20 protein-coding genes are annotated in these 20,320 nt (G+C 62.1%); 14 read left to right on the forward strand and 6 right to left on the reverse strand.

All coding sequences use genetic code 11. The features are described 5' to 3' along the window. Positions 1 to 15: 15 nt before the first annotated feature. A complete protein-coding gene (locus CJ178_RS22595) occupies positions 16 to 2,139 on the forward strand; it encodes a 3-hydroxyacyl-CoA dehydrogenase NAD-binding domain-containing protein (RefSeq protein ID WP_095888102.1) in 2,124 nt (707 codons plus the stop codon). 108 nt (positions 2,140 to 2,247) lie between these two features. Here CJ178_RS22595 and CJ178_RS22600 read toward each other — a convergent pair whose 3' ends face one another. Next, positions 2,248 to 3,549, reverse strand: a complete 1,302-nt coding sequence (locus CJ178_RS22600; protein ID WP_095887709.1) for a class I SAM-dependent methyltransferase — start codon at positions 3,547 to 3,549, stop codon at positions 2,248 to 2,250. Further along, complete coding sequence (locus CJ178_RS22605) at positions 3,546 to 4,991, reverse strand: FAD-binding oxidoreductase (RefSeq protein ID WP_095888103.1); 1,446 nt, start codon at positions 4,989 to 4,991, stop codon at positions 3,546 to 3,548. Before CJ178_RS22605 ends, CJ178_RS22600 begins: the two co-directional genes overlap by 4 nt. Before the next feature lie 260 nt (positions 4,992 to 5,251). Between CJ178_RS22605 and CJ178_RS22610 the strand changes: the two genes are divergently transcribed. Further along, entirely contained in the window at positions 5,252 to 5,686 is a 435-nt protein-coding gene (locus CJ178_RS22610; RefSeq protein WP_033235866.1) for an SRPBCC family protein, read from the forward strand. 7 nt (positions 5,687 to 5,693) lie between these two features. On the opposite strand, the gene CJ178_RS22615 is transcribed toward CJ178_RS22610, so the two are convergent. From CJ178_RS22615 to CJ178_RS22625, 3 genes are all read right to left on the reverse strand, one after another. After that, positions 5,694 to 7,172, reverse strand: coding sequence for an alpha/beta hydrolase (locus CJ178_RS22615; protein WP_095887710.1), 1,479 nt, complete (start codon positions 7,170 to 7,172; stop codon positions 5,694 to 5,696). A 5-nt stretch (positions 7,173 to 7,177) separates the two neighbouring features. Then, positions 7,178 to 7,402, reverse strand: a complete 225-nt coding sequence (locus CJ178_RS22620; RefSeq protein ID WP_095887711.1) for a hypothetical protein — start codon at positions 7,400 to 7,402, stop codon at positions 7,178 to 7,180. A gap of 114 nt (positions 7,403 to 7,516) precedes the next feature. Then, positions 7,517 to 8,266 (reverse strand): Rv3717 family N-acetylmuramoyl-L-alanine amidase, encoded by a 750-nt coding sequence (locus CJ178_RS22625; RefSeq protein ID WP_257013325.1) that lies wholly within the window; start codon positions 8,264 to 8,266, stop codon positions 7,517 to 7,519. A 121-nt stretch (positions 8,267 to 8,387) separates the two neighbouring features. On the opposite strand from CJ178_RS22625, the gene CJ178_RS22630 reads away from it, so the two are divergent. From CJ178_RS22630 to CJ178_RS22645, 4 genes are all read left to right on the forward strand, one after another. Continuing rightward, positions 8,388 to 8,726, forward strand: a complete 339-nt coding sequence (locus tag CJ178_RS22630; protein WP_033235869.1) for a YbaB/EbfC family nucleoid-associated protein — start codon at positions 8,388 to 8,390, stop codon at positions 8,724 to 8,726. A gap of 12 nt (positions 8,727 to 8,738) precedes the next feature. Next, the gene (gene recR, locus CJ178_RS22635) at positions 8,739 to 9,359 is read left to right on the forward strand and encodes a recombination mediator RecR (protein WP_033235870.1); all 621 of its coding nucleotides are present in this window, start codon (positions 8,739 to 8,741) and stop codon (positions 9,357 to 9,359) included. Further along, complete coding sequence (locus CJ178_RS22640) at positions 9,359 to 9,919, forward strand: TetR/AcrR family transcriptional regulator (protein ID WP_033235871.1); 561 nt, start codon at positions 9,359 to 9,361, stop codon at positions 9,917 to 9,919. The genes recR and CJ178_RS22640 overlap by 1 nt, the downstream gene beginning before the upstream one ends. Positions 9,920 to 10,006: 87 nt before the next feature. After that, entirely contained in the window at positions 10,007 to 11,449 is a 1,443-nt protein-coding gene (locus tag CJ178_RS22645) for an MFS transporter (protein WP_095887712.1), read from the forward strand. Here CJ178_RS22645 and CJ178_RS22650 read toward each other — a convergent pair. Continuing rightward, positions 11,439 to 12,029, reverse strand: a complete 591-nt coding sequence (locus CJ178_RS22650) for a TetR/AcrR family transcriptional regulator (RefSeq protein ID WP_033235872.1) — start codon at positions 12,027 to 12,029, stop codon at positions 11,439 to 11,441. The two genes, CJ178_RS22645 and CJ178_RS22650, sit on opposite strands and share 11 nt — an antisense overlap. Positions 12,030 to 12,208: 179 nt before the next feature. On the opposite strand from CJ178_RS22650, the gene CJ178_RS22655 reads away from it, so the two are divergent. The 8 genes from CJ178_RS22655 to CJ178_RS22690 are packed head-to-tail and all read left to right on the forward strand — an operon-like array spanning position 12,209 to position 20,304. Continuing rightward, a complete protein-coding gene (locus CJ178_RS22655) occupies positions 12,209 to 12,763 on the forward strand; it encodes an FAS1-like dehydratase domain-containing protein (RefSeq protein WP_033235873.1) in 555 nt (184 codons plus the stop codon). After that, the gene (locus CJ178_RS22660; RefSeq protein ID WP_045066505.1) at positions 12,760 to 13,206 is read left to right on the forward strand and encodes a Zn-ribbon domain-containing OB-fold protein; all 447 of its coding nucleotides are present in this window, start codon (positions 12,760 to 12,762) and stop codon (positions 13,204 to 13,206) included. Before CJ178_RS22655 ends, CJ178_RS22660 begins: the two co-directional genes overlap by 4 nt. Before the next feature lie 3 nt (positions 13,207 to 13,209). Next, a complete protein-coding gene (locus CJ178_RS22665; RefSeq protein WP_033235874.1) occupies positions 13,210 to 13,620 on the forward strand; it encodes an acyl dehydratase in 411 nt (136 codons plus the stop codon). Then, positions 13,617 to 14,798 (forward strand): lipid-transfer protein, encoded by a 1,182-nt coding sequence (locus tag CJ178_RS22670; RefSeq protein WP_033235875.1) that lies wholly within the window; start codon positions 13,617 to 13,619, stop codon positions 14,796 to 14,798. Before CJ178_RS22665 ends, CJ178_RS22670 begins: the two co-directional genes overlap by 4 nt. 35 nt (positions 14,799 to 14,833) lie before the next feature. Beyond that, the gene (locus CJ178_RS22675; RefSeq protein ID WP_033235876.1) at positions 14,834 to 16,042 is read left to right on the forward strand and encodes a DegT/DnrJ/EryC1/StrS family aminotransferase; all 1,209 of its coding nucleotides are present in this window, start codon (positions 14,834 to 14,836) and stop codon (positions 16,040 to 16,042) included. 1 nt (position 16,043) lies between these two features. Continuing rightward, positions 16,044 to 16,934 (forward strand): SDR family NAD(P)-dependent oxidoreductase, encoded by an 891-nt coding sequence (locus CJ178_RS22680; RefSeq protein WP_095887713.1) that lies wholly within the window; start codon positions 16,044 to 16,046, stop codon positions 16,932 to 16,934. Beyond that, positions 16,931 to 18,061, forward strand: a complete 1,131-nt coding sequence (locus CJ178_RS22685; protein ID WP_033235878.1) for a steroid 3-ketoacyl-CoA thiolase — start codon at positions 16,931 to 16,933, stop codon at positions 18,059 to 18,061. The genes CJ178_RS22680 and CJ178_RS22685 overlap by 4 nt, the downstream gene beginning before the upstream one ends. Before the next feature lie 35 nt (positions 18,062 to 18,096). Beyond that, complete coding sequence (locus CJ178_RS22690) at positions 18,097 to 20,304, forward strand: acyl-CoA dehydrogenase (RefSeq protein ID WP_095887714.1); 2,208 nt, start codon at positions 18,097 to 18,099, stop codon at positions 20,302 to 20,304. Positions 20,305 to 20,320: the final 16 nt, after the last annotated feature.

The following is a 20,320-nucleotide window of genomic DNA, read 5'->3' on the forward strand; positions in this document are numbered from 1 at the left end:
GTGACCGAGAACAACATGATCAACTGGGAGCAGGACTCCGACGGCATCGTCCTGCTCACCATGGACGACCCCAACCAGGGCGCCAACACCATGAACGACCTGTACAAGGCGTCGATGCAGGCCACTGTCGACCGCTTGTACGAGGAGAAGGACTCCATCACCGGAGTTGTCCTCACTTCGGCCAAGAAGACGTTCTTCGCGGGCGGTGACCTCAAGAACATGATCAAGGTCGGGCCCGAGCAGGCTCCCGACATCTTCGCCGAGGTCGGAACCATCAAGGCCGCGTTGCGTCGACTCGAGACCCTCGGCAAGCCCGTAGTCTCCGCGATCAACGGTGCAGCGCTCGGCGGCGGCCTCGAAATTGCCCTCGCGACGCACTACCGCATTGCCGCAGATGTCAAGGGCGTCAAGATCGGTCTGCCCGAGGTCACTCTCGGACTGCTCCCAGGCGGCGGCGGCATCGTGCGCACCGTCCGTCTGCTCGGCCTGCAGAACGCCCTCCTGAACCTGCTCCTGCAGGGTCAGCAGCGCGGACCGGTAGAGGCCAAGGAAGTTGGCATCGTCGACGAGGTCGTCGGTTCCGTCGAGGAACTGGTTCCGGCCGCGAAGGCATGGATCAAGGCCAATCCCGAAGGCGGCGTTCAGCCTTGGGACAAGAAGGGCTACAAGATCCCCGGTGGAACTCCGTCCACCCCGGCATTTGCCGCCAACCTTCCGGCGTTCCCGGCGAACCTGCGTAAGCAGCTCAAGGGTGCTCCCATGCCCGCTCCGCGTGCCATCATGGCCGCAGCGGTCGAGGGCTCGCAGGTCGACATCGACAACGCGATGCTCATCGAGGCTCGTTACTTCACGTCCCTCGTGACGGGTCGTGTTGCGAAGAACATGATCCAGGCGTTCTTCTTCGACCTGCAGGCCATCAACGGCGGCGGCTCACGTCCCGCCGGTATCGGGAAGACCCCGATCACCAAGGTTGGCGTTCTCGGTGCAGGCATGATGGGTGCAGGCATTGCCTACGTGTCCGCGAAGGCGGGCTTCGAGGTGGTCCTCAAGGACGTCACCATCGAGGCTGCCAACAAGGGCAAGGCTTACTCCGAAGGTATTGAAGCCAAGGCACTTTCGCGTGGCAAGACCACGCAGGAGAAGTCCGACGCACTTCTTGCCAAGATCACCCCGACGGCTGACCCGGCCGATTTTGCGGGCGTCGACTTCGTCATCGAGGCAGTTTTCGAGAGTCAGGAACTCAAGCACAAGGTGTTCCAGGAGATCGAGGACATCGTTGCACCCAACGCACTGCTGGGTTCCAACACCTCGACGCTTCCCATCACGGGTCTGGCGACCGGTGTGAAGCGCCAGGAAGATTTCATCGGCATCCACTTCTTCTCGCCCGTCGACAAGATGCCGCTGGTGGAGATCATCCGCGGTGAGAAGACGTCCGACGAGGCATTGGCTCGCGTATTCGACTACGTCCAGGCCATCCGCAAGACGCCGATCGTGGTCAACGACTCGCGCGGCTTCTTCACCTCGCGCGTCATCGGCACCTTCATCAACGAAGCCATCGGCATGCTGGCCGAGGGTATCGAACCGGCCACCATCGAACAGGCCGGTATGCAGGCAGGTTACCCGGCTGCGCCGCTGCAGCTTTCGGATGAGCTCAACCTCACTCTGATGCAGAAGATCCGCAAGGAAAGCGCGGATGCCGCCAAGGCCGAAGGCAAGGAATTGCCCGCAGATCCGGCAGGCGACGTCATCAACACCCTCGTCGACGGTGGTCGCACCGGTCGTCTCGGCGGCGGCGGATTCTACGAGTACGCAGACGGCAAGCGCACCGGCCTGTGGCCGGGTCTGCGTGATGCCTTCAAGTCAGGATCGACGGAAGCGCCGCTCCAGGATCTCATCGACCGCATGCTCTTCATCGAAGCCATCGAGACCGTCAAGTGCTTCGACGAAGGTGTCCTCATGACGACGGCCGACGCCAACATCGGCTCCATCATGGGTATCGGCTACCCGGCCTGGACGGGTGGCGTCAGCCAGTTCGTCACCGGTTACGAGGGCGGCAAGGCTGGATTTGTCGCTCGCGCCGAGGAATTGGCAGCCAAGTACGGTGAGCGGTTCACGCCGCCGGCGTCGCTGAAGGGCTGATTCAGACCCACCTGAAAAGAGCGAACGTACCTTTCGGCGCATCTAACGCGCTGAAAGGTACGTTCGCTCAGTTCTGGGGAGAGAAAAGCACACAGGAGCCGAAGGCCCCTACCCCTTCCACCACGGGCGCAACGGCACATGTGCCTCGCCCTTGGCGCCGAGTTTGACAGCCAGAACCTGGTGCAGCTGAACGACATTGCGCTCGAAGCCCAGGCGTGAGCCGGCCATGTAGAGGCCCCACACGCGAGCGGTACCTTCACCGACCTCCGCGACGCAGACCTCCCAGTTGTCGACCAGATTCTGGCACCACGCCGCAAGGGTCAGGGCGTAGTGCTCGCGGATGTTCTCCTCGTGCCGCACTTCGAGTCCCACGTTCTGGATCTCGGAGATGATGCGGCCGGAACCGGTGAGCTCCCCGTCTGGGAAGACGTACCGGTCGATGAACCCGCCGGCCTTGGCACTGCTGCGATTGTCCGGTCGGGTGATGCAGTGGTTGAGCAGACGCCCACCTTCGCGAAGTTTGCCCTTGAGGAATTCGAAGTACGCCGGGTAGTTCCCGACGCCGATGTGTTCGGTCAGTCCGATGGAAGAGATTGCGTCGAAACCCGATTCGGCAACGTCGCGGTAGTCGGAGAAACGAACCTGGGCGAGGTCGGCGAGCCCCTCGCCCTCGATGGCTTTCTGTGCCCAGTCGGCTTGTTCGCGGGAGAGGGTCACGCCGATCACCTTGACGCCGCGGCGGGCGGCGTAGCGGACCATCGAACCCCAACCGCAGCCGATGTCGAGGAGGCGGTCGCCTTCTTGGAGTCCGAGCTTCTCGAACACCAAGCGGTACTTGTTCTCCTGTGCCTGCTCGAGAGTCTGTTCGGCGTTCTCGTAGGTCGCGCAGGTGTAGGTCATCGAGGGGCCGAGGACGTACTCGTAGAATGTGTTGGAGACGTCGTAGTGGTGATGGATGACTTCGGCGTCACGAGATTTGGAGTGCCGCAGTCCTTCTGCGACGCGGCGCCAGCGGGGAAGGTGTTCCTGCGGCGGCGGCGCGATGGGACGCAACAAATCCCAGCCGAGGGAGCGGGTGATGCTGGCAAGCGTCAGTGCGGAGGGGCGCTTGAGGTGTAGTTCGTCGCCCATGACGCGAAGGATCTCGTACGGGTCGCCGGGATGAACACCCTCGGCTTCGAGGTCGCCGGAGACGTAGGCGCGTGCCATGCCGAGATCGCCGGGAGCTGTTGCAAGATAGGTGGTTCCGCGGGTCGACTTGAGGTGGAGGCCGTAGTCGGCATCCTCAGGTCCGGCGACACTACCGTCGTAGGCGGTGAATCGAAGCGGCAGCATGCCGTCGGAAAGCGTCTCGAGAATCTCTGCGATGGAGAGCTTTTCTTGGTTCTTGGAATCCTTGAACGTGGTCATTTACGTTGCACCGCCTTAGAAAATAGGTCCAATAAACGCGAATGGGGGTCGTAGCGATCCTTGAGGTGCAGGTATCGGTCGCCGCCGTAGTACTGCGCCTCGAAATCTTCTTTCGAGTAATAGGAGTCGGAGTAGAGGGACTTGTGTCCGTCGAAGTCGCCGACCTTGTCCTCGATCAATCTGTTTGCTGCTCCCTCGCGCTCACCGGGAACGATCGGCACCGAAGACCAGAAGCCGATGTTGACGTAGGTGCGCTTGGGTTCGAGAGGGTACAACGGCCAAGGCCGCGCTGCGGAGGTTCCGGCGGGACTGGGCTCGCGAAGACGCAACGGGCACAACCACAGCGGTTCGATCGGGATTTCCTCGAGGAACCAGGAGACAAAATCCGCGGTTCGTTCGATGGGCACCTCGACGTCCTGGACGACGCGTTCACGTGGGGGCTTTCCCTTGCGCTTTTCGAGGCGATCGCCGATGTCGTACTTGTGGTCGAGGGCGATCAGTTTCCAGTAGAAGCTGCTGCGGAGGTACTGCTTGGGCCACAAGCGCCGGATCTTGGGGTTCTGGGCTCCGAAGGCCCGCGAGCACCAGAACCAGTCGGTGTCCCAGCGCCACAGGTAGTCCCGGATGGTGAGGCGATCGGTTTTGGGATGCACCAGCGACGGATGCTGGATCGAACGGTAGAAGATGTTCTGTCCCGTGTAGTCGCTGACCGGCCCATCGTCGTCGGTCTGAACTCCGAGCGTGAGGTAGCTCTCGGCATCGGTAAAGACGACACCGTCGAGGTAGTCGACCGCGACGCCGTCGTACTCCCGGTCGGTGACGATGCGGTCCATCGTGGTTTCGAGTGCTTTCAATGAATCGAAACGCAGATGGCGCAGGGCTACATACTTTTTCACCGGTTCGAGGGTGATCTTGAGCCGCGTGGAATAGCCGAGGGTGCCGTAGGAATTGGGGAAACCGAAGAACAGTTCGGCGTGTTCACCGTCAGGTGTGGCGGTGACGATCTCGCCGTTTCCGGTGAGGATGTCGATCTCCAGAACGGATTCGTGCGGCAATCCGTTTCGGAAGGACGTGGATTCGATTCCCAACCCGGTGACGGCGCCACCGAGCGTGATGGTCTTGAGTTGGGGCACGACGAGTGGCGCCAGCCCGTACGCAAGCGTTGCGTCGACAAGGTCCTCGTACGTGCACATGCCGGCGACGTCTGCCGTCCGTGCCACCGGGTCGACGGCGATCACACCGGTGAGCCCGCTGACGTCGAGGCCGGGAGTCGACGACTTGGCACGGGCCCGGAACAGGTTGGAGGTCTTCTTGGCCAGTCGGACCGAACCATCGGGGGGTATCGCGTGATACGACGCGAGAAGTCGCGCAACACCTTCCCGGTGCCGCGCAAAACCGGTTTCGCGCGCGCCGTCGGAACCCGGACGCTTACCTGCCCGGATCCTGGAAAACTTCGGAACTACCCCATTGAACGAGAGAGTCACAACCTCGACGCTATCCCTAGCGGTTGCTGGGGGCCATCGGTAGGGGTCGATTTGCGGGAATTTGATCGAGTTGTTGCAAACGGTCGCGGATTTGCGGCACCGATAGTGAACCAGCTCACATGATCTGGTCGATAGTCGAGATACCGGGCCGGAACAGGCAGTATGGAAACAAGGGTCTGTGCAGCATGCAGGTAGTCAACTGAGGAGTAGTACGGGTAATGGGTCAGGTCAACGCAATGAGTTCGACGGTCGTTCCACATACACCGGAGCAGGTGCTCGCGGCACTCTCCGATTACGAGACGGTGCGCCCGCGCATTCTGTCGGAGCAGTACCTCGACTACAAGGTGCTCAGTGGTGGCCAGGGCAACGGAACAGTTGCGGAGTGGACCCTCAAGGCGACGGAAAAGCGTTCGCGCAACGTCAAGGCGACGGTCACGGTCGAGGGCAACGTCATCACGGAGAAGGATGCCAATTCCAGCATGGTGACCACGTGGACCGTGGCCCCCAACGGTACGGGTACCACCGTGACAACGCTGACTCAGTGGCAGGGCGCTACGGGTATCGGCGGATTCTTCGAGCGGACGTTTGCGCCCAAGGGCTTGCAGCGCATTCAGGCTACGGTGCTGGACAACCTCAAGCGTGAACTCGGATAGTTCCTGCTCACTTCCCGCTGATGATCCGGCCCAGAGTTTTCAGGGCCGGATTTTCTGCATTCCAGTAGTCGCTGTGCACTGCCAATCCCGGTGAGCCTGGTGCGCTCGTGAATACCTGGGCGCCGAACGTGGGGTCGGCCGGATCGAAACCGTGTATCCCGAGCGCTCTCGGTATCAGCTGCACGGGGTCCCAGAATGCTGTTGTTGCGTAGACGTGTTCACCCATATCGGCTTCCGCCGTCGTATCGAGTCGCAATTCGTCGACGCGCTCCGCGTCGACACCTGGGCTCGCGACGAAGACCAGATCGTCGACGTTCAGTGAGCCTCCGTCGGTGGTGGCGGCGCCGATGACGGTGCTGCCGTAGGAATGCCCGATGACCACGTTGTGCGAGGCAGGACCGTCGTGGGACGCGCGTAAGCCGTCCTGGAATGCGTCCAGCGCGGGTGCGGCAGTATCGGCGTAGCGGTCGAGCCCCGCATCGGGAATGGTTGGCGGCGAATCGTATCCGGACCAGAGAATGACCGAGTTGACGGATCCGGGCGATGCCACGCGGGCCGCGTCGTACATCGCCCTGGTTCTCTGAAGGTCTCCGCCGATTCCGGCGACGGTGGTCCCCGTTCCGGGAACCAGGGTTGCGACATTGTCTGCGGTATCGGGATTTCCGAGTGCGATGGCGGTGTGTCCGTCGGGGCTCACCGACAGGAGGAACATGTCCGGCCGCAGCTCTGCGGCGACGGCGGCGTAGGTACTTGCCGAAGATTCGCGCATCGATTCCAAGTAGCGCCGGTTGTAGTAGTCGCGGTCAAGCGCGGGGAGTCCGTCTCGATTCCCGATTGCCGGATAGCGCAGCGCCAGTGCGTCTTTTTCACTGGGGGAGAGGGTGTTCCAGTAGTTGCTCAGTTCGGCGGGGTTGTCGGGCAGGCCGACTGGATCAAGTGCAACCGCGGCGAGAGGTCCCAGAAGCTCGGCGAGTTGGCCCAATGCCGTTGTCAATGCGACGGCGGCCGTGTGGTCGACGTGCTCCACTGCATCGAGGGCTTCGGAGAGCCTGATGCCAAAAGTTGCTGCAGCCCCGGCATAGTGGTCTGCCTGCAGAATGTCTGCCAGACTCCCCGGTGTTGCAGGTGCCGGCGGAAAGACCTCGCCGTTGTCGGTGACGATCAGACCGTGTGTGAGAGTCGCGTCGTCGACGATCATGTTGACTGCGCGGTACGCATGACCGAGCGTATTTGCCGCTCCGGCATAACAGTCCGCCACATTTCGCACGGCAATGGATATACGACCCGACGTGCGGAGCGTGGCCGAGAGTTCGGTGGAGGCTGCTGTCGCGGCTTCGCCTTTCCAGACGTCGAATTCGCGCTCTACCGTGCGTCGTGCCACGTCGAGTATGTCTTCGACCCGCCGATCTGCCTCGATCAGTTGGTAACTCGCGGTTCGCAGTGGCTCAGGTGAGAAGGCGCGAACGTCGGAGATAGTCGGACGCATCGAATTCAGATCCTGTGAAGCGCGGCAGCGAAGTCACGGTCTGCCGCTCCGAGCAGGCGCGCGGTGTGGGCGGTGGCGTCTGCTAATGCCGAGATTCGCCCGGCAAGGAACAGATAGGCGTCGGCGACCGGTGCGACGGCGTCGACTCCGGCAACCTCGTCGGCTCGAGCTTGGAGATCCGTCGAAAGTTGCTGTAGTGCATCAAGATCTGCTTGAAGGAACGTGCCCATGCCGGAACGGTAGCTGGCGCGGCGCCGCTGTGGCGCTTGCGAAATCAGCCTGTGGATAAGCCGTGGTTATCCACAGGAAGGTTGTCCCCAGAAAGGTTGTCCACAGAAAGATGACTACTGGCTTGTCAGAAACGCCTGCACGCCATCCGAGATCGCCGAGGCGTATTCGGCTTGGCCTGAGGGGCTGCTCATCCGGGCGGCTTCGTCGGCGTTACGCATGTTTCCCAGTTCCACGAGAATCGACGGCCGCTGCGCCAGATTGAGTCCGGTGAGGTCTGCGCGTGGCGACAGGCCGTTCTCGCCGATGTACGTCGACGGTGTGAGTCCGGCGCCGGTCAGGGAGTCACGCATGGTTTCGGCCAGTGTCACGGAAGGTCCGGCCTGAACGGGGTTGAGGGGCGGCGCGGAGTAGCAGACGTGAAAGCCTTCTGCACTGGCGTCGGCGCCGTCGGCGTGAATGCTGACCACGATGTCGGCGCCGGACGCATTGGCTGCCTCGGCTCGGGCGTCGACGCATGATCCGACGCTCGTGTCGTCTGGCCGACTCAGGAGGACAGTGGCGCCTTCGGCTTCGAGTTCACTCTTGACCAGGCTTGTGACTTCCCAGTTGAAGGTGTGTTCGGCAAATCCGGCGTCGGTGTTGGTGCCGGTGGTCTGGCAGTTCTTGGTGCCGCCGCGGCCGGTGGGGACCTGGGTGTCGATGGTGTCGTCGTTCGCGCCGTTGTGCCCGGGATCGAGGAAGACGACTTTGCCGATAAGTGGTTCGGTAGCGGGCGCAGCCGCCGGTGTGACCGCAGCGGCGCTCTCGGCTGTGCCCGTCGGGATAGTGCATCCAGCGGTGATCAAGGTAGCTGCGAGAGCCACACCAAGCGTGAGGCTACGACGATTAGGCAGTTTTGTGATCTCTGACGGGTTTCGGCGCACCCGCTCACGGTAGCGCGCACCGACTACGCTGGTGGGGATAACTCTGGAGAAAGGACCGCACGTGCAACCAGGTGGAGCACCCGATATGTCCGCATTGCTGGCTCAGGCTCAGCAGATGCAGCAGCAGTTGATGGCTGCGCAGCAGGAAATGGCTCAGGCGGAGGTGACCGGCCAGGCCGGTGGCGGACTGGTTATTGCCACGGTCAAGGGCACCGGTGAGGTGGTCGGTCTGCAGATCGATCCCAAGGTCGTCGACCCTGACGATGTCGAAACCCTGCAGGATCTTGTGATCGGCGCCATCGAAGACGCATCGCGCAAGGCTCAGGATGTTGCAGCAGAGAAGCTCGGCCCCTTGGCCGGCGGACTCGGCGGAGGCCTTCCCGGTCTCCCCGGTTTCTAGAGACGAGTCCGCGTGTACGAAGGTCCCGTTCAGGATCTGATCGACGAACTCGGGAAACTTCCCGGGGTCGGTCCCAAGAGCGCCCAGCGCATCGCCTTTCATCTTCTGTCGGTTGAACCGCCGGAGATCGACAGGTTGAAGAATGCACTGCAGCGCATCCGCGACGGCGTTCAGTTCTGCACGGTGTGCGGAACTGTGTCCGATCAGGAGAAGTGCAGGATCTGCGCGGATTCTCGTCGCGACCGAACGGTGATCTGCGTCGTAGAAGAACCGAAAGACGTTCAGGCGGTGGAGCGGACAAGGGAGTTCAAGGGGCGCTATCACGTTCTCGGTGGAGCACTCAATCCGTTGTCCGGCGTCGGGCCGGATCAGCTCCGCATTCGGGAGTTGTTGGCCCGCATCGCAAACCAAGAGGATGGCGTGGACGTGTCCGAGGTGATCATCGCGACCGACCCCAACACCGAGGGGGAGGCAACGGCGACGTATCTGGTTCGGATGATGCGCGACATTCCGGGTTTGACGGTCTCGCGCTTGGCTTCCGGTCTGCCGATGGGTGGCGATCTCGAATTCGCGGACGAGCTGACCTTGGGCAGGGCATTGTCCGGACGCCGCGAATTGTCCAGGAACGCCTGATGACGAGTACGCGGTCGGGGCGTCGTAGTTCGGAGGAGACGCGCGCGCAGATCATGGAATCTGCCGGCAAGGCCTTCGCTACGCGGCCCTATCGAGAAATCACGCTCAAGGACATCGCGGAAGACGTCGGGGTCAGCGCACCGCTCATCATCAAGTACTTCGGTTCGAAAGAGCAGTTGTACGACGAGTTGGTCGACTTCCGGGCGGCGGCGAATACCGTTTTCGACGCTCCGAACGATTCTCTCGGTGAGCGGATGGTGTCGCTGTTCACCAAACCGCAGGAACCGTACAAGCCGTTGTCGGTGAGCCTGCTCTTCATGAGTGGGGTGAGTGAGGAAAGCAACCGCAAACTGCGTGAGAACTATTCGACGCAGATGATCGACGCGCTGGCCGCTCGGTTGTCGGGGCCGGACGCGCGACTACGCGCCGAACTGGCGATGTCGATGGTGGCGGGAGTGGCCGTCATGCGTCGACGGATGTTGGCCGGTCACGCGACGGGCACTCAGGCCGAGGTTGTCGCGATTTATGCGCCGTTGGTGCAGAAACTTCTCGACGGGTGATCGTAGTCACTGTACTTGCGGGGTAAATATCCGTTCACCTACTGTAGGTGAACGGATATTTACTATTAGAGAACAGGTGGCGGTAGGTTGACGACGCTGGACCGTGCACCAGCAGTCCCACCGGTTGTAGCGCGCTCCCGTTTCCTGTTCCCCATCGTTTCCGCAGGCGCTGTTTTTCAGGCCGTCTTGCAAACCGTCATAGTTCCGCTGCTTCCCGAACTTCCGCACTTCACCGGCGCCAGTCGCACCGCGGTGTCTTGGCTTGTGACGGTGACACTTCTGGTCGGCGCCGTCGTCACGCCCATCTTCGGGCGTCTAGCCGACATGTTCGGCAAGAAGAAAATGTTGTTGGTCGCGTTCTTCTTGATGACGCTCGGATCGATGCTGTGCGCGGTGTCCTCGAATATCTCCGTGCTCATCTTCGCGCGAGCTCTCCAAGGTGCAGGCGCCGCTGTCATCCCCATCGGAATTTCCCTGCTGCGCGACGAACTGCCCCGGAACAAGGTGAACGGCGCCGTCGCCATGATGAGTTCGACGCTCGGAGTTGGTACTGCCCTTGGTATTCCGTTCTCGGCGATGATCGCTCAATACTCGAACTGGCATGTGCTGTTCTGGATCACCACGGCAATCGGGTTGTCGGTGACTCTTGCCGCCGGGTTGTTCATCCGTGAGTCGGAAGTCAGTCCGTCCGGCCGCTTCGACGGGGTCGGCGCGGTGGGCCTGAGCGCCGCGCTCGTCTTGCTGCTTGTCCCGATGACACAGGGCAGCAGTTGGGGATGGGCGAGCGGTTCGGTGATCTCGATGCTGTTGTCGTCGGCGCTTCTCTTCACGCTCTGGGTGTTTCAGCAACGACGCAATGTCAATCCTCTGGTGGACGTTCGCGCCCTGGTCAAGCGTGCGGTGCTGATCCCGCATATCGCCGCGCTTCTGGTCGGCTTTGCGTTCTTCGGCAACACGCTGATCACCACGCAGTTATTGCAAGGCGCACAGGGTCCTGGGGCCGGATACGGTTTGACCATCATCGCTGCGGCGCTGTGCCAGATTCCCGCCAGCATTGCGATGGTTCTGTTCTCGCCGGTCGCCGTGCGCATCACCGACCGATTCGGTTCGCGGACAGCGATGTTGGCCGGCGCTGCATTTCTTGCCGGCGGCTACGGAATTCACGCTGTTGCGGGTAAGCCCCTGTGGGGAGTGGTTGTCGCGTTGTTCATTACGGCTATCGGAACCGCGATCGTCTACAGCACGCTGTCGCTGCTCATTCTCGTAGCGGTGCCGCGTCAGCGCCTTGCAGCGGCAAACGGGGTCAACTCGTTGTTGCGTACCTCCGGCAGCACTCTCTGCAGTGCGACAGTGGCAACGATCTTGGCGGCGTATGTCGTCGCCGGCAGTGAACATTCGACGTCGTGGGCAGGTTTTGCCGTCGCCTATCTGGTGTGTGCTGCGTGCGCGGTGGTTGTCTTCGGAGTGTCGTTCCTGCTCCCGCAAGGCCGCACCTCGATCGATATCGAGCTGCCGGAACTCAGGATTTAGGCGGGATTCGGAAGCCTGAGAGGAAGAGCGTGATCATCAGATCGGCAAACTCTTCGGTGGTGTACTTCTGGCGGTCCGGCCAATGGTTTGTCGACCACAAGGTGTCGCGCACCGACCGATAGAAGATCTCGGGGGCGATGTCCTTGCGGAAAATTCCCTGTTCGACGCCTTCCGCAATTGCCTTGAGCCAATGCTCGCGAACCTCGCGAGAGGGGCCGTCGACGGACTGCAGCAGATCGTTGTCGCGAAGGTATGTCCGTTCGTTCTGGTAGATCGCGGTGGGGTGCGGGTGAAGTTCGATCACGATCAAGGTCTCCCGGATGAGGCCCCGCAACACCGCCTCCGGCCCGTCGGCCGAGCGCTCGACCTGGTTGAACCGTTCCTGAATATCCGCCATGAAGACCCGGAGCAGTTCGGCGACAATCGCGTTCTTGGATTTGAAGTAGTGGTACAGGCTGCCGGAGAACACGCCTGCTGATTCGCCGATGTCGCGGACCGTCGTGGATGCGACGCCCTTCTTCGCGAACAGTTCGGCCGAGCTTTCCAAGATTGTGTCTCGACGATCGGGTGTGGCTGCCACATGCTCTCCGCTGCTGATCTGTCCCGTTTCGGGCAGGTGTTCTCTTTCGAGCAATCCTGCCTGACGGCCTGAGTTCGTACCCGATCAGGTGTGATCCGGCGCCGTATTTCAACTTTCCGGCTCCTATGCTAACTTCAGGATCAAGCGCTTGATCAACTCTAACCCTACTGGAGGTTTCAGTGCAGAGCTTGGAGGCACAGTTCCCGCAATTCATCGGGACGGAGGCCGAACCGCCACGAGTTGCGCGTTACGCCGTCAACGAGGCGATGATTCGCAACTGGGTGGAAGCACACGAGGACAACAACCCGGTCTACGTGGACGCCGACGCGGCCAGGGCGACCGGTAGGCGCGACGTCGTCTGCCCGCCCGCGATGATCTCGACCTGGGTGATGTCCGGGTACCGGCGCTATCGCGAGGTTCAGCAGCTCCGCGCCGACGGCGTCACCGAGGACTTTTCCTACTCACGCCTACTCGCACTGCTCGACGAAGCCGGCTACACCTCGGTTGTCGCCACCAATGTGGAGCAGGAGTACTTCGCGGAACTGAATCCGGGCGACCACGTCACCGCTCACTTCACGATCGAGTCCATATCGCCTTTCAAGCAGACCGGCCTCGGGCACGGCTGTTTCATCACGTTGTTCAAGAACTACGTAGACGGCAACGGCAAGACCTTGGTGGAAGAGCGATTTCGGATCTTGAGGTTCAACCCCGACACGCAGGAGGTGCCCGCATGAGCGCGGCCGAAACATCGACAAACGCAGTACCTGTTCCCCGGACCTCGGTGCCGGGGCTGACCGTCACCGGAGACAACGACTTCTTCTTCGAGGCAGCCAAGGAAGGCCGTCTCGAGATTCAGCGTTGTGCCGACTGCAAGACGCTTCGCCACCCACCTGCGCCCGCCTGCCCGTCGTGCCGTTCGTTCAGTTGGGACACAGTCGAATCCACGCGTCGCTGCACACTGCACAGTTTCACGGTGATTCACCACCCCAAGGATCCCGCCTTCGAGTACCCGCTTGCCGTCGGCTTGGTCGACCTGGAAGAAGGGACCCGTCTGGTTGCCGACATCGCCGGAATCGACCACGACGACTTGGCATTCGGCATGGAACTCGAAGTCGGCTTCTCCGAGCACGCTCACGGTGAGATCCTGCCGCAGCTTCGGCGCCGCGGGGAGGCCTGAGAGATGACCTTTCCCCAGTGTGATGTGGGCTCGAACCTTCCCACACTCGAACTGCCGCTGGACCGGACGCTCATTGTCGCGGCGGCCATCTCGTCGCAGGATTTCGAGGACGTGCACCACGATCCTGGCAAGGCCCAGGAACGTGGCACCCCGGACATTTTCATGAGCATCAACTCCACGAACGGGTTCATCGACCGGTACATCACCGATTGGTCCGGACCGAATTCTCGAATCGTCAAAACTTCACTGCGGCTGGGAGTTCCGAACTTTCCCGGTGACACGATGACCTTCACCGGCGAGGTAGTGGAGAAGGTCGGCCCGGCCGTCACGATCGCCGTGGTCGGACGCAACGAACGAGGAACACACGTCAGTGCCAAGGTGACCGTGGCACCGGTAGAAGGAGTGTCGGCATGAGTCGAGGATTTTCCGGAGCAGCGGCAATCGCCGGCATCGGAGCGACGGAGTTCTCCAAGAATTCCGGGCGCAGCGAATGGCAGTTGGCGTGCGAATCGGTGATCGCCGCGCTCGACGACGCTCAGATCGAGGCAGAAGAGGTGAACGGATTTTCGCTGTTCACCATGGAGAACAACCCCGAGATCGCCGTCGCGCGCGCCCTCGGTATCCCGGAACTGAGCTTCTTCAGCCGGATCCCGCACGGCGGTGGCGGCGCGTGTGCGCCCGTTCAGCAGGCCGCACTGGCCGTTTCGAGCGGTGTTGCCGACGTCGTGGTCGTCTACCGCGCCATGAACGAGCGTTCCGGGCATCGCTTCGGGGCCGGTCCGCCCGCCTTTGCGTACAACCAGACCACCGACCAGGAATACCGGAACTGGATCAACCCGTACGGATTACTCACTCCCGCTCAGCAGGAAGCGTTCCTGGCCAAGCTCTACATGCACAAGTACGGTGCAACCAGTGCGGATTTCGGGCAGATCTCGGTCCTCTCACGCAAGCACGCTGCCAACAACCCCAAAGCCTGGTTCTACGAGCGGCCGATCACGATCGAGGATCATCAGAACTCGCGCATGATCGCCGATCCGATCCGTCTGCTGGACTGCTGCCAGGAGAGCGACGGCGGGCAGGCGTTGGTCATCGTGAGTGCCGAGCGCGCACGGGATCTGCCGCACAAGCCGGCCATCATCACCGGAGCAGCACAAGGTGTTGGTCCACAACAGATTTCGATGAGCAGCTACTACCGTGACGACATCGACAGCATGCCGGAGGTCGAACTGGTTGCTCGTCAGTTGTGGAACCAGGCGGGTATCGGCCCGGACGACATCGACGCCGCGATTCTCTACGACGCTTTCACTCCGATGGTGCTGCTGCAGCTCGAGGAGTACGGCTTCTGTGGACGCGGCGAGGCCAAGGACTTCATTGCCGACGGCAATCTGGAACTGAACGGCCGTCTGCCGATCAACACACACGGCGGTCAACTCGGTGAGGGATACATCCACGGCGTCAACGGAATTGCCGAAGGTGTTCGGCTGATCCGGGGAACCTCCACCAACCAACCCACCAAAACTCTGGACAACGTGCTCGTGACCGGCGGTTCTCCCGTCCCGCACAGTGCGCTCGTCCTCTCGGCAGATCGCTGAATCTGCCGCACATATTCGAGAAAGCAGGAACAAAGATGAGCGAGCGGATCACCTACGCCAGGGCCACCCACGGCGAGGAAGAAATACAGGCGGTTGTCGACGTACTGCGCAGCGGGCACCAGGGCCTGCGCATCGGCAAGAACGTCTTCGAGATGGAAGAACGCATCGCGGCCTTGGCGGGCAAGAAGTTCGGCGTCATGTGCAACTCGGGATCCTCGGGTTTGTACTTGGCAGTCGAGCTGCTCGGACTCCCCGCCGGTAGTGAGGTCATCACATCGCCGTTGACGTTCTCCACCGACATCGCGCCGATCGTGCGTGCCGGCCTGGTGCCGGTGTTCGTGGACGTAGAACCCAACACGTTCAACGTCGACGTCACCAAGATCGAGGCCATGGTCACCGAGAAGACCGGTGCCATCCTGATGCCGAACCTGGCCGGCAACTGCCCGGACTGGGACGTCATTCGCGATATCGCAGATCGCCACGGACTCAAGGTGATCGAAGATTCGTGTGATGCGATCGGAGCCACGCTCCGCGGCACTCCGACCGGCTCCCGGGCAGACATCGTCGTCACCAGCTTCTCCATGGCACACATCATCACGTGCGCGGGAACCGGCGGAATGGTGTGTGTCGACGACGAAGCCAGCCGCGACAAGGCTCTGCTGCTTCGCCGCTGGGGCCGTCGTAGCGAGCCGAACCTGTTCGGCAGCACCAAGTCCGGCCGAGTCTTCCGTGAAACACTCGACGGCGTCGACTACGACAACGACTTCATCTTCGAGCTCATGTCGTGGAACTTCGAGCCCTCCGAGCTCGGCGCAGCCTATGGCGTCGTGCAGCTCGACAAGCTGGAAGAGAACTACAAGACGCGTAAGGCCACGTTTGCTGCTTTCACGGCGGCGTACGGTGCTCACCCCGAATTCTTCACGACGCCGGTAGAACTCGACGGTCTCGATACGGCGTGGCTGTGCTACCCCGTGATGATCAACGAGAACGCACCATTCACGCGTAGCGACCTGCAGGAAGCCATCGAGGCCGACGGCATCGACACCCGAACTGTGTGGAGCGGCAACGTCACTCGTCACCCGATGATGAACAACATCGAGTTCCGTCAGCCGGCCGAAGGATTGCCGGAAGCCGACGCGGTCTTTGCCCGAGGAATGACACTCGGCATGAGTCACGGCCTACGTGACGACGAAGTTGCCCGGATTGCGGAGAGCATCAATCGCTTCGCCTCGAAGTTCAAATAGCATGACGAGGCGCTTTGACGGCCGCCGGGCGCTTGTCACCGGTTCCAGTCGTGGAATCGGTGCGGGCGTCGCAGAAAGACTGGCAGCGGAGGGTGCCGACGTGGCCCTCGTGGCTCGGACGCTCGGTGCCCACGCCACCCTGCCTGGCAGTCTCGAGGAGACTGCCGCTCGAATTGCGAAGTACGGAACCAAGGTCGAGATAGTGGTCGCGGATCTGACCGACGAGCAGCAGCGCGACACCGTCGTGGCTCAGGCAATCGAGAAGCTCGGCGGGACTATCGACATTTTGGTGAACAACGCGGCAGCAGCGATATACGCGCCGCTGTCCGAGTACCCGCTCCGTCGGCGGCGTGTGGTCTTCGAGGCAAACGTCCACGCGCCACTCGACCTGATGCAAGCCGTGATACCCGGCATGGTGGCAAACGGATACGGCTGGATCGTCAATGTGTCCAGTGGAACCACGAAACAGTGGCAAGGTCCGCCGTTCACCTTGATCGAACCGGGAACCGCGATGACTGTGTACGGCGCCTCCAAGTCCGCGCTGAACCGTATCAGCAACGGAATGGGTGTCGAACTCTACGGCGAGGGCGTGCGCGTCAACACGATCGAACCGCGGGCAGCGGTGCTCAGTGAGGGCGCAAGAGTCCTGGTCGGTGAGACTATTCGGCCGGATCAGGTCGAATCTATGGAACAAATGGTGGAAGCGGTCACGGCGCTGTGTGATTGCGACACCGAGTTCACCGCGCGTTCGTGCGTCAGCTTGGACCTGATCGACGAGTGGGCGTTGACCGTGCGCGGTCTGGACGGAACTGCATTACCGGACACAACAGCACTACCGGACACAACAGCACTACCGGACTTGACAGCATTACGAACCGAGGAGTTGGCATGAAGCCCGTCATCGTGGACGCAGCACGAACACCGTTCGGCAAGCGTGAGGGATGGCTGTCCGGTGTTCACGCGGCGGAACTGTTGGGTTATGCGCAGTCCGGTGTGCTGGATCGGGTGGGAGTGGATCCGAAGGCCGTCGATCAGGTCATCGGTGGCTGCGTCACGCCGCTCGGCGAACAGTTCGGCAATATCGTGCGGACATCCTGGATGCATGCCGGGCTTCCGCTGAAGGCGGGCTGCACCACGATCGACGCTCAGTGCGGAACCGCGCAGCAGTCGGTGCAGTTGCTGGCGGGCCAGATTGCCATCGGAGCCGTCGACGTGGGTGTGGCCTGCGGGGTGGAACTGATGTCGCGGGCTCCGCTCACCTACAAGGTGGGCACCGGTCTCGGAACGCCGCGGCCCGAGTCGTGGTCACTCGATACCGTCGATCAGTACACCGCAGCAGACCGTATTGCCGTCAAACGTGGTTTCAGCCGCGAGGATCTCGACGCCTTCGGGCTGCGCTCGCAACAGCGGGCCGCTGCAGCGTGGGACGCCGGCCGATTCGACTCGCACATCATCGACGTGGTGGTTCCAGGGTCGGACACTCCGGTTCACCGTGATCAGGGACTGCGCGAGTCGAGCCTGGAAGGGCTCGCCAAGCTGCGCACCGTTCAAGAGGGTGGATTGCACACCGCTGGAACGTCTTCGCAGGTCTCGGACGGTGCGAGTGCTGCTCTGCTGATGTCGGCAACTCGCGCTTCGGCACTGGGCGTGCGGCCGCGGGCCCGGATACTGGCGCAATGCGTCATCGGCGGCGACACCGAGTTCATGCTCGACGGTCCCGTGGACGCCGCGTCCATCGTGTTGGAACGCACGGGCCTGACGATCGCCGACATTGATCTTTTCGAGGTCAACGAAGCGTTTGCCTCGGTGCCCATGTCCTTTGCGCAAGCACACGGCGTCGACCACGACCTGCTGAACGTCAACGGTGGCGCCATTGCGCTCGGTCACCCGGCCGGGGCAACCGGTATTCGTCTGCTGGCCAATGCGATCGACGAATTGGAACGACGCGACAAGTCCATCGCCCTCATCGCGATCTGCGCGTCGGCCGCAACCACCTGTCTGATTCTCGAACGTATCTGACGCCGAAGTAGAAACCGAAGATTGAGGAACCCACCATGGCACTGTCCCTGCTCGAAGACCACCGTGATCTCGCCGAAGCGGTAGCCGCGTTTGCGGCCCGCAACAGCGCAGTTGCCGATACCCGAGCCAATTTCACGCGCTACGCAGCCGGCGAGCAACCGGATTCCTGGAAGGCGTTGGTCAGCCAGGGTCTGCATGCGGTGCATCTGCCGGAGGAATACGGCGGGGACGGTGCCGGTCTTGCAGAACTTGCAGTGGTCGTCGAGCAGTTGGGAATGACGCTCTACCCCGGATCGTATGTTCCGACTGTCATCACCGGTGGAGTCCTTGCGACCGGTTCCGGTAGCGCGGCGGCAACCATGCTGGGCGAGTTGGGAAATGGTGCCACGGGTGCGGTCTGCAGCGGTTCTCTGGTTGCGGAGCGCTCGGCCGCCGGGTGGACTGTCAGTGGTACTGCCGACCCCGCCCTTGGCCTGCCCGGCGCGGATGTCGTTCTGGTACAGGCTCGTAGCAGCGAAGGTGCGCTGTGGTTCCGGCTTACGCCGGCAGCCACCGCGGTAGTGGAGGTCGAGGACGGAATCGACCTGACACGCTCCATCGGCACGTTGACTCTGACCGAGCATCAGGTGTCGGCCGCGGAGATTGTCGACGGATTATCGCCGCATCGCGTCGAGTTGATCGTCAATACCGTGTACGCCGCCGAGGCCAGCGGGCTTGCTGGTTGGGCGCTGCGCACAGCAGTCGAGTACGTCAAGACTCGGGTTCAGTTCGGCAGCCCGGTAGGCAGCTTCCAGGCCGTGCAGCACAAAGCGGCCATGATGCTCGTGCGTTCCGAAATTGCCTGTGCAGCAGCCTGGGACGCAGCACGGTCGGAAGAACACGACGTGGACCAGCAGAAGCTCGTTTCCGCTCAGGCTGCTCTTGCGGCGTTGCCGATCGGGATCGAGAACGCACTCGAATGTGTCACGTTGCTCGGCGGCGTCGGCTTCACCTGGGAGCACGACGCGCATCTGTACTGGCGTCGCGCGCTCAGCATCGCGGCTGTTGTCGGCGCGGAGGAGCGGTGGGCGCACACACTGGGTGAGCGCTCGGCTGACGCGGTTCGTGACTTCTCGTTTGTCGATCCCGACATGTTGCCGGAATTGCGGGCTGAAATACGTCGGGTGTTTGCCGACGTGGAACTGCTGCCAGACGACGGAACCACCGACGCGAGTTGGGCTCCGGCCAAGGGAAGCGCCAGGCGTGCTCGTTTTGCCGAGGCCAAACTTGTTGCCCCGCATTACCGCGAGCCCTACGGTTTGGGGGCAGGTCCCCAGGAACAGGCAGTGATCGCTCACGAGTTCGCCATACGTGGATGGGCGCAACCGTCCACCGTGATCGGTGAATGGGTGCTGCCGACGATCCTCGAACACGGTAATGCCGAGCAGCAGGACAGGTTCGTCGACCCGACTCTGCGCGCAGACATCATCTGGTGCCAACTCTTCAGCGAGCCGGGAGCAGGCTCCGACCTGGCCGGATTGAGCACCAAGGCGCGCAAGGTGGACGGCGGCTGGGTCATCTCGGGGCAGAAGGTCTGGAACTCGGGTGCGCACGAAGCGGACTGGGGCGTCTGCCTCGCCCGCACCGACGCGGATGCTCCGAAACATCGTGGGCTGTCGTACTTCTTGGTCGACATGACGTCGGCGGGCATCGACGTCCGGCCGCTCAAGCAGTCCACCGGCAAGTCGGAGTTCAACGAGGTGTTCCTGGACGACGTGTTCGTCCCGGACGAGTGCCTGGTTGCCGAACCGGGACAGGGCTGGAAGCTTGCAGCGACCACACTGTCCAACGAACGTCTGAGCATGGGTTCGCGTCTGCATCACGGTTCGAGTGAGCAGTTCCGTCAGGTTATCGCCGACGGTAGTCACGACTGCTCGCGCGAGGATGCAGTGGAAGGTCTGGGGCGCAGTATTTCTCGCGAACTGGCACTATCCGCCATGAACCTGCGCGGCGTTTCGGCTCGACTGGCCGGTCAAGAACCCGGCGCCGAGATCAGCGTCTCCAAGGTATACAACGCACTGGCCCAGCGTGAGGGATCACGAGACCTGCTCCGCTTGCTGGGACCACGTGCGGCAGTGGTCGATCCCCGTGCCAACTACGGCATCGATCACATCGGTTTGCCATCGATTCTCTTCGGCGGCGGAACCGTCGAAATTCAACTCAATGTCATCGCGCAGCGCGTTCTCGGCCTGCCGCGCTCCTAGCCATATTCTCGAGGAG

Source organism: Rhodococcus sp. ACPA4 (genome assembly GCF_002300185.1).
GTDB classification, from domain to species: Bacteria; Actinomycetota; Actinomycetes; order Mycobacteriales; family Mycobacteriaceae; genus Rhodococcus_F; species Rhodococcus_F globerula.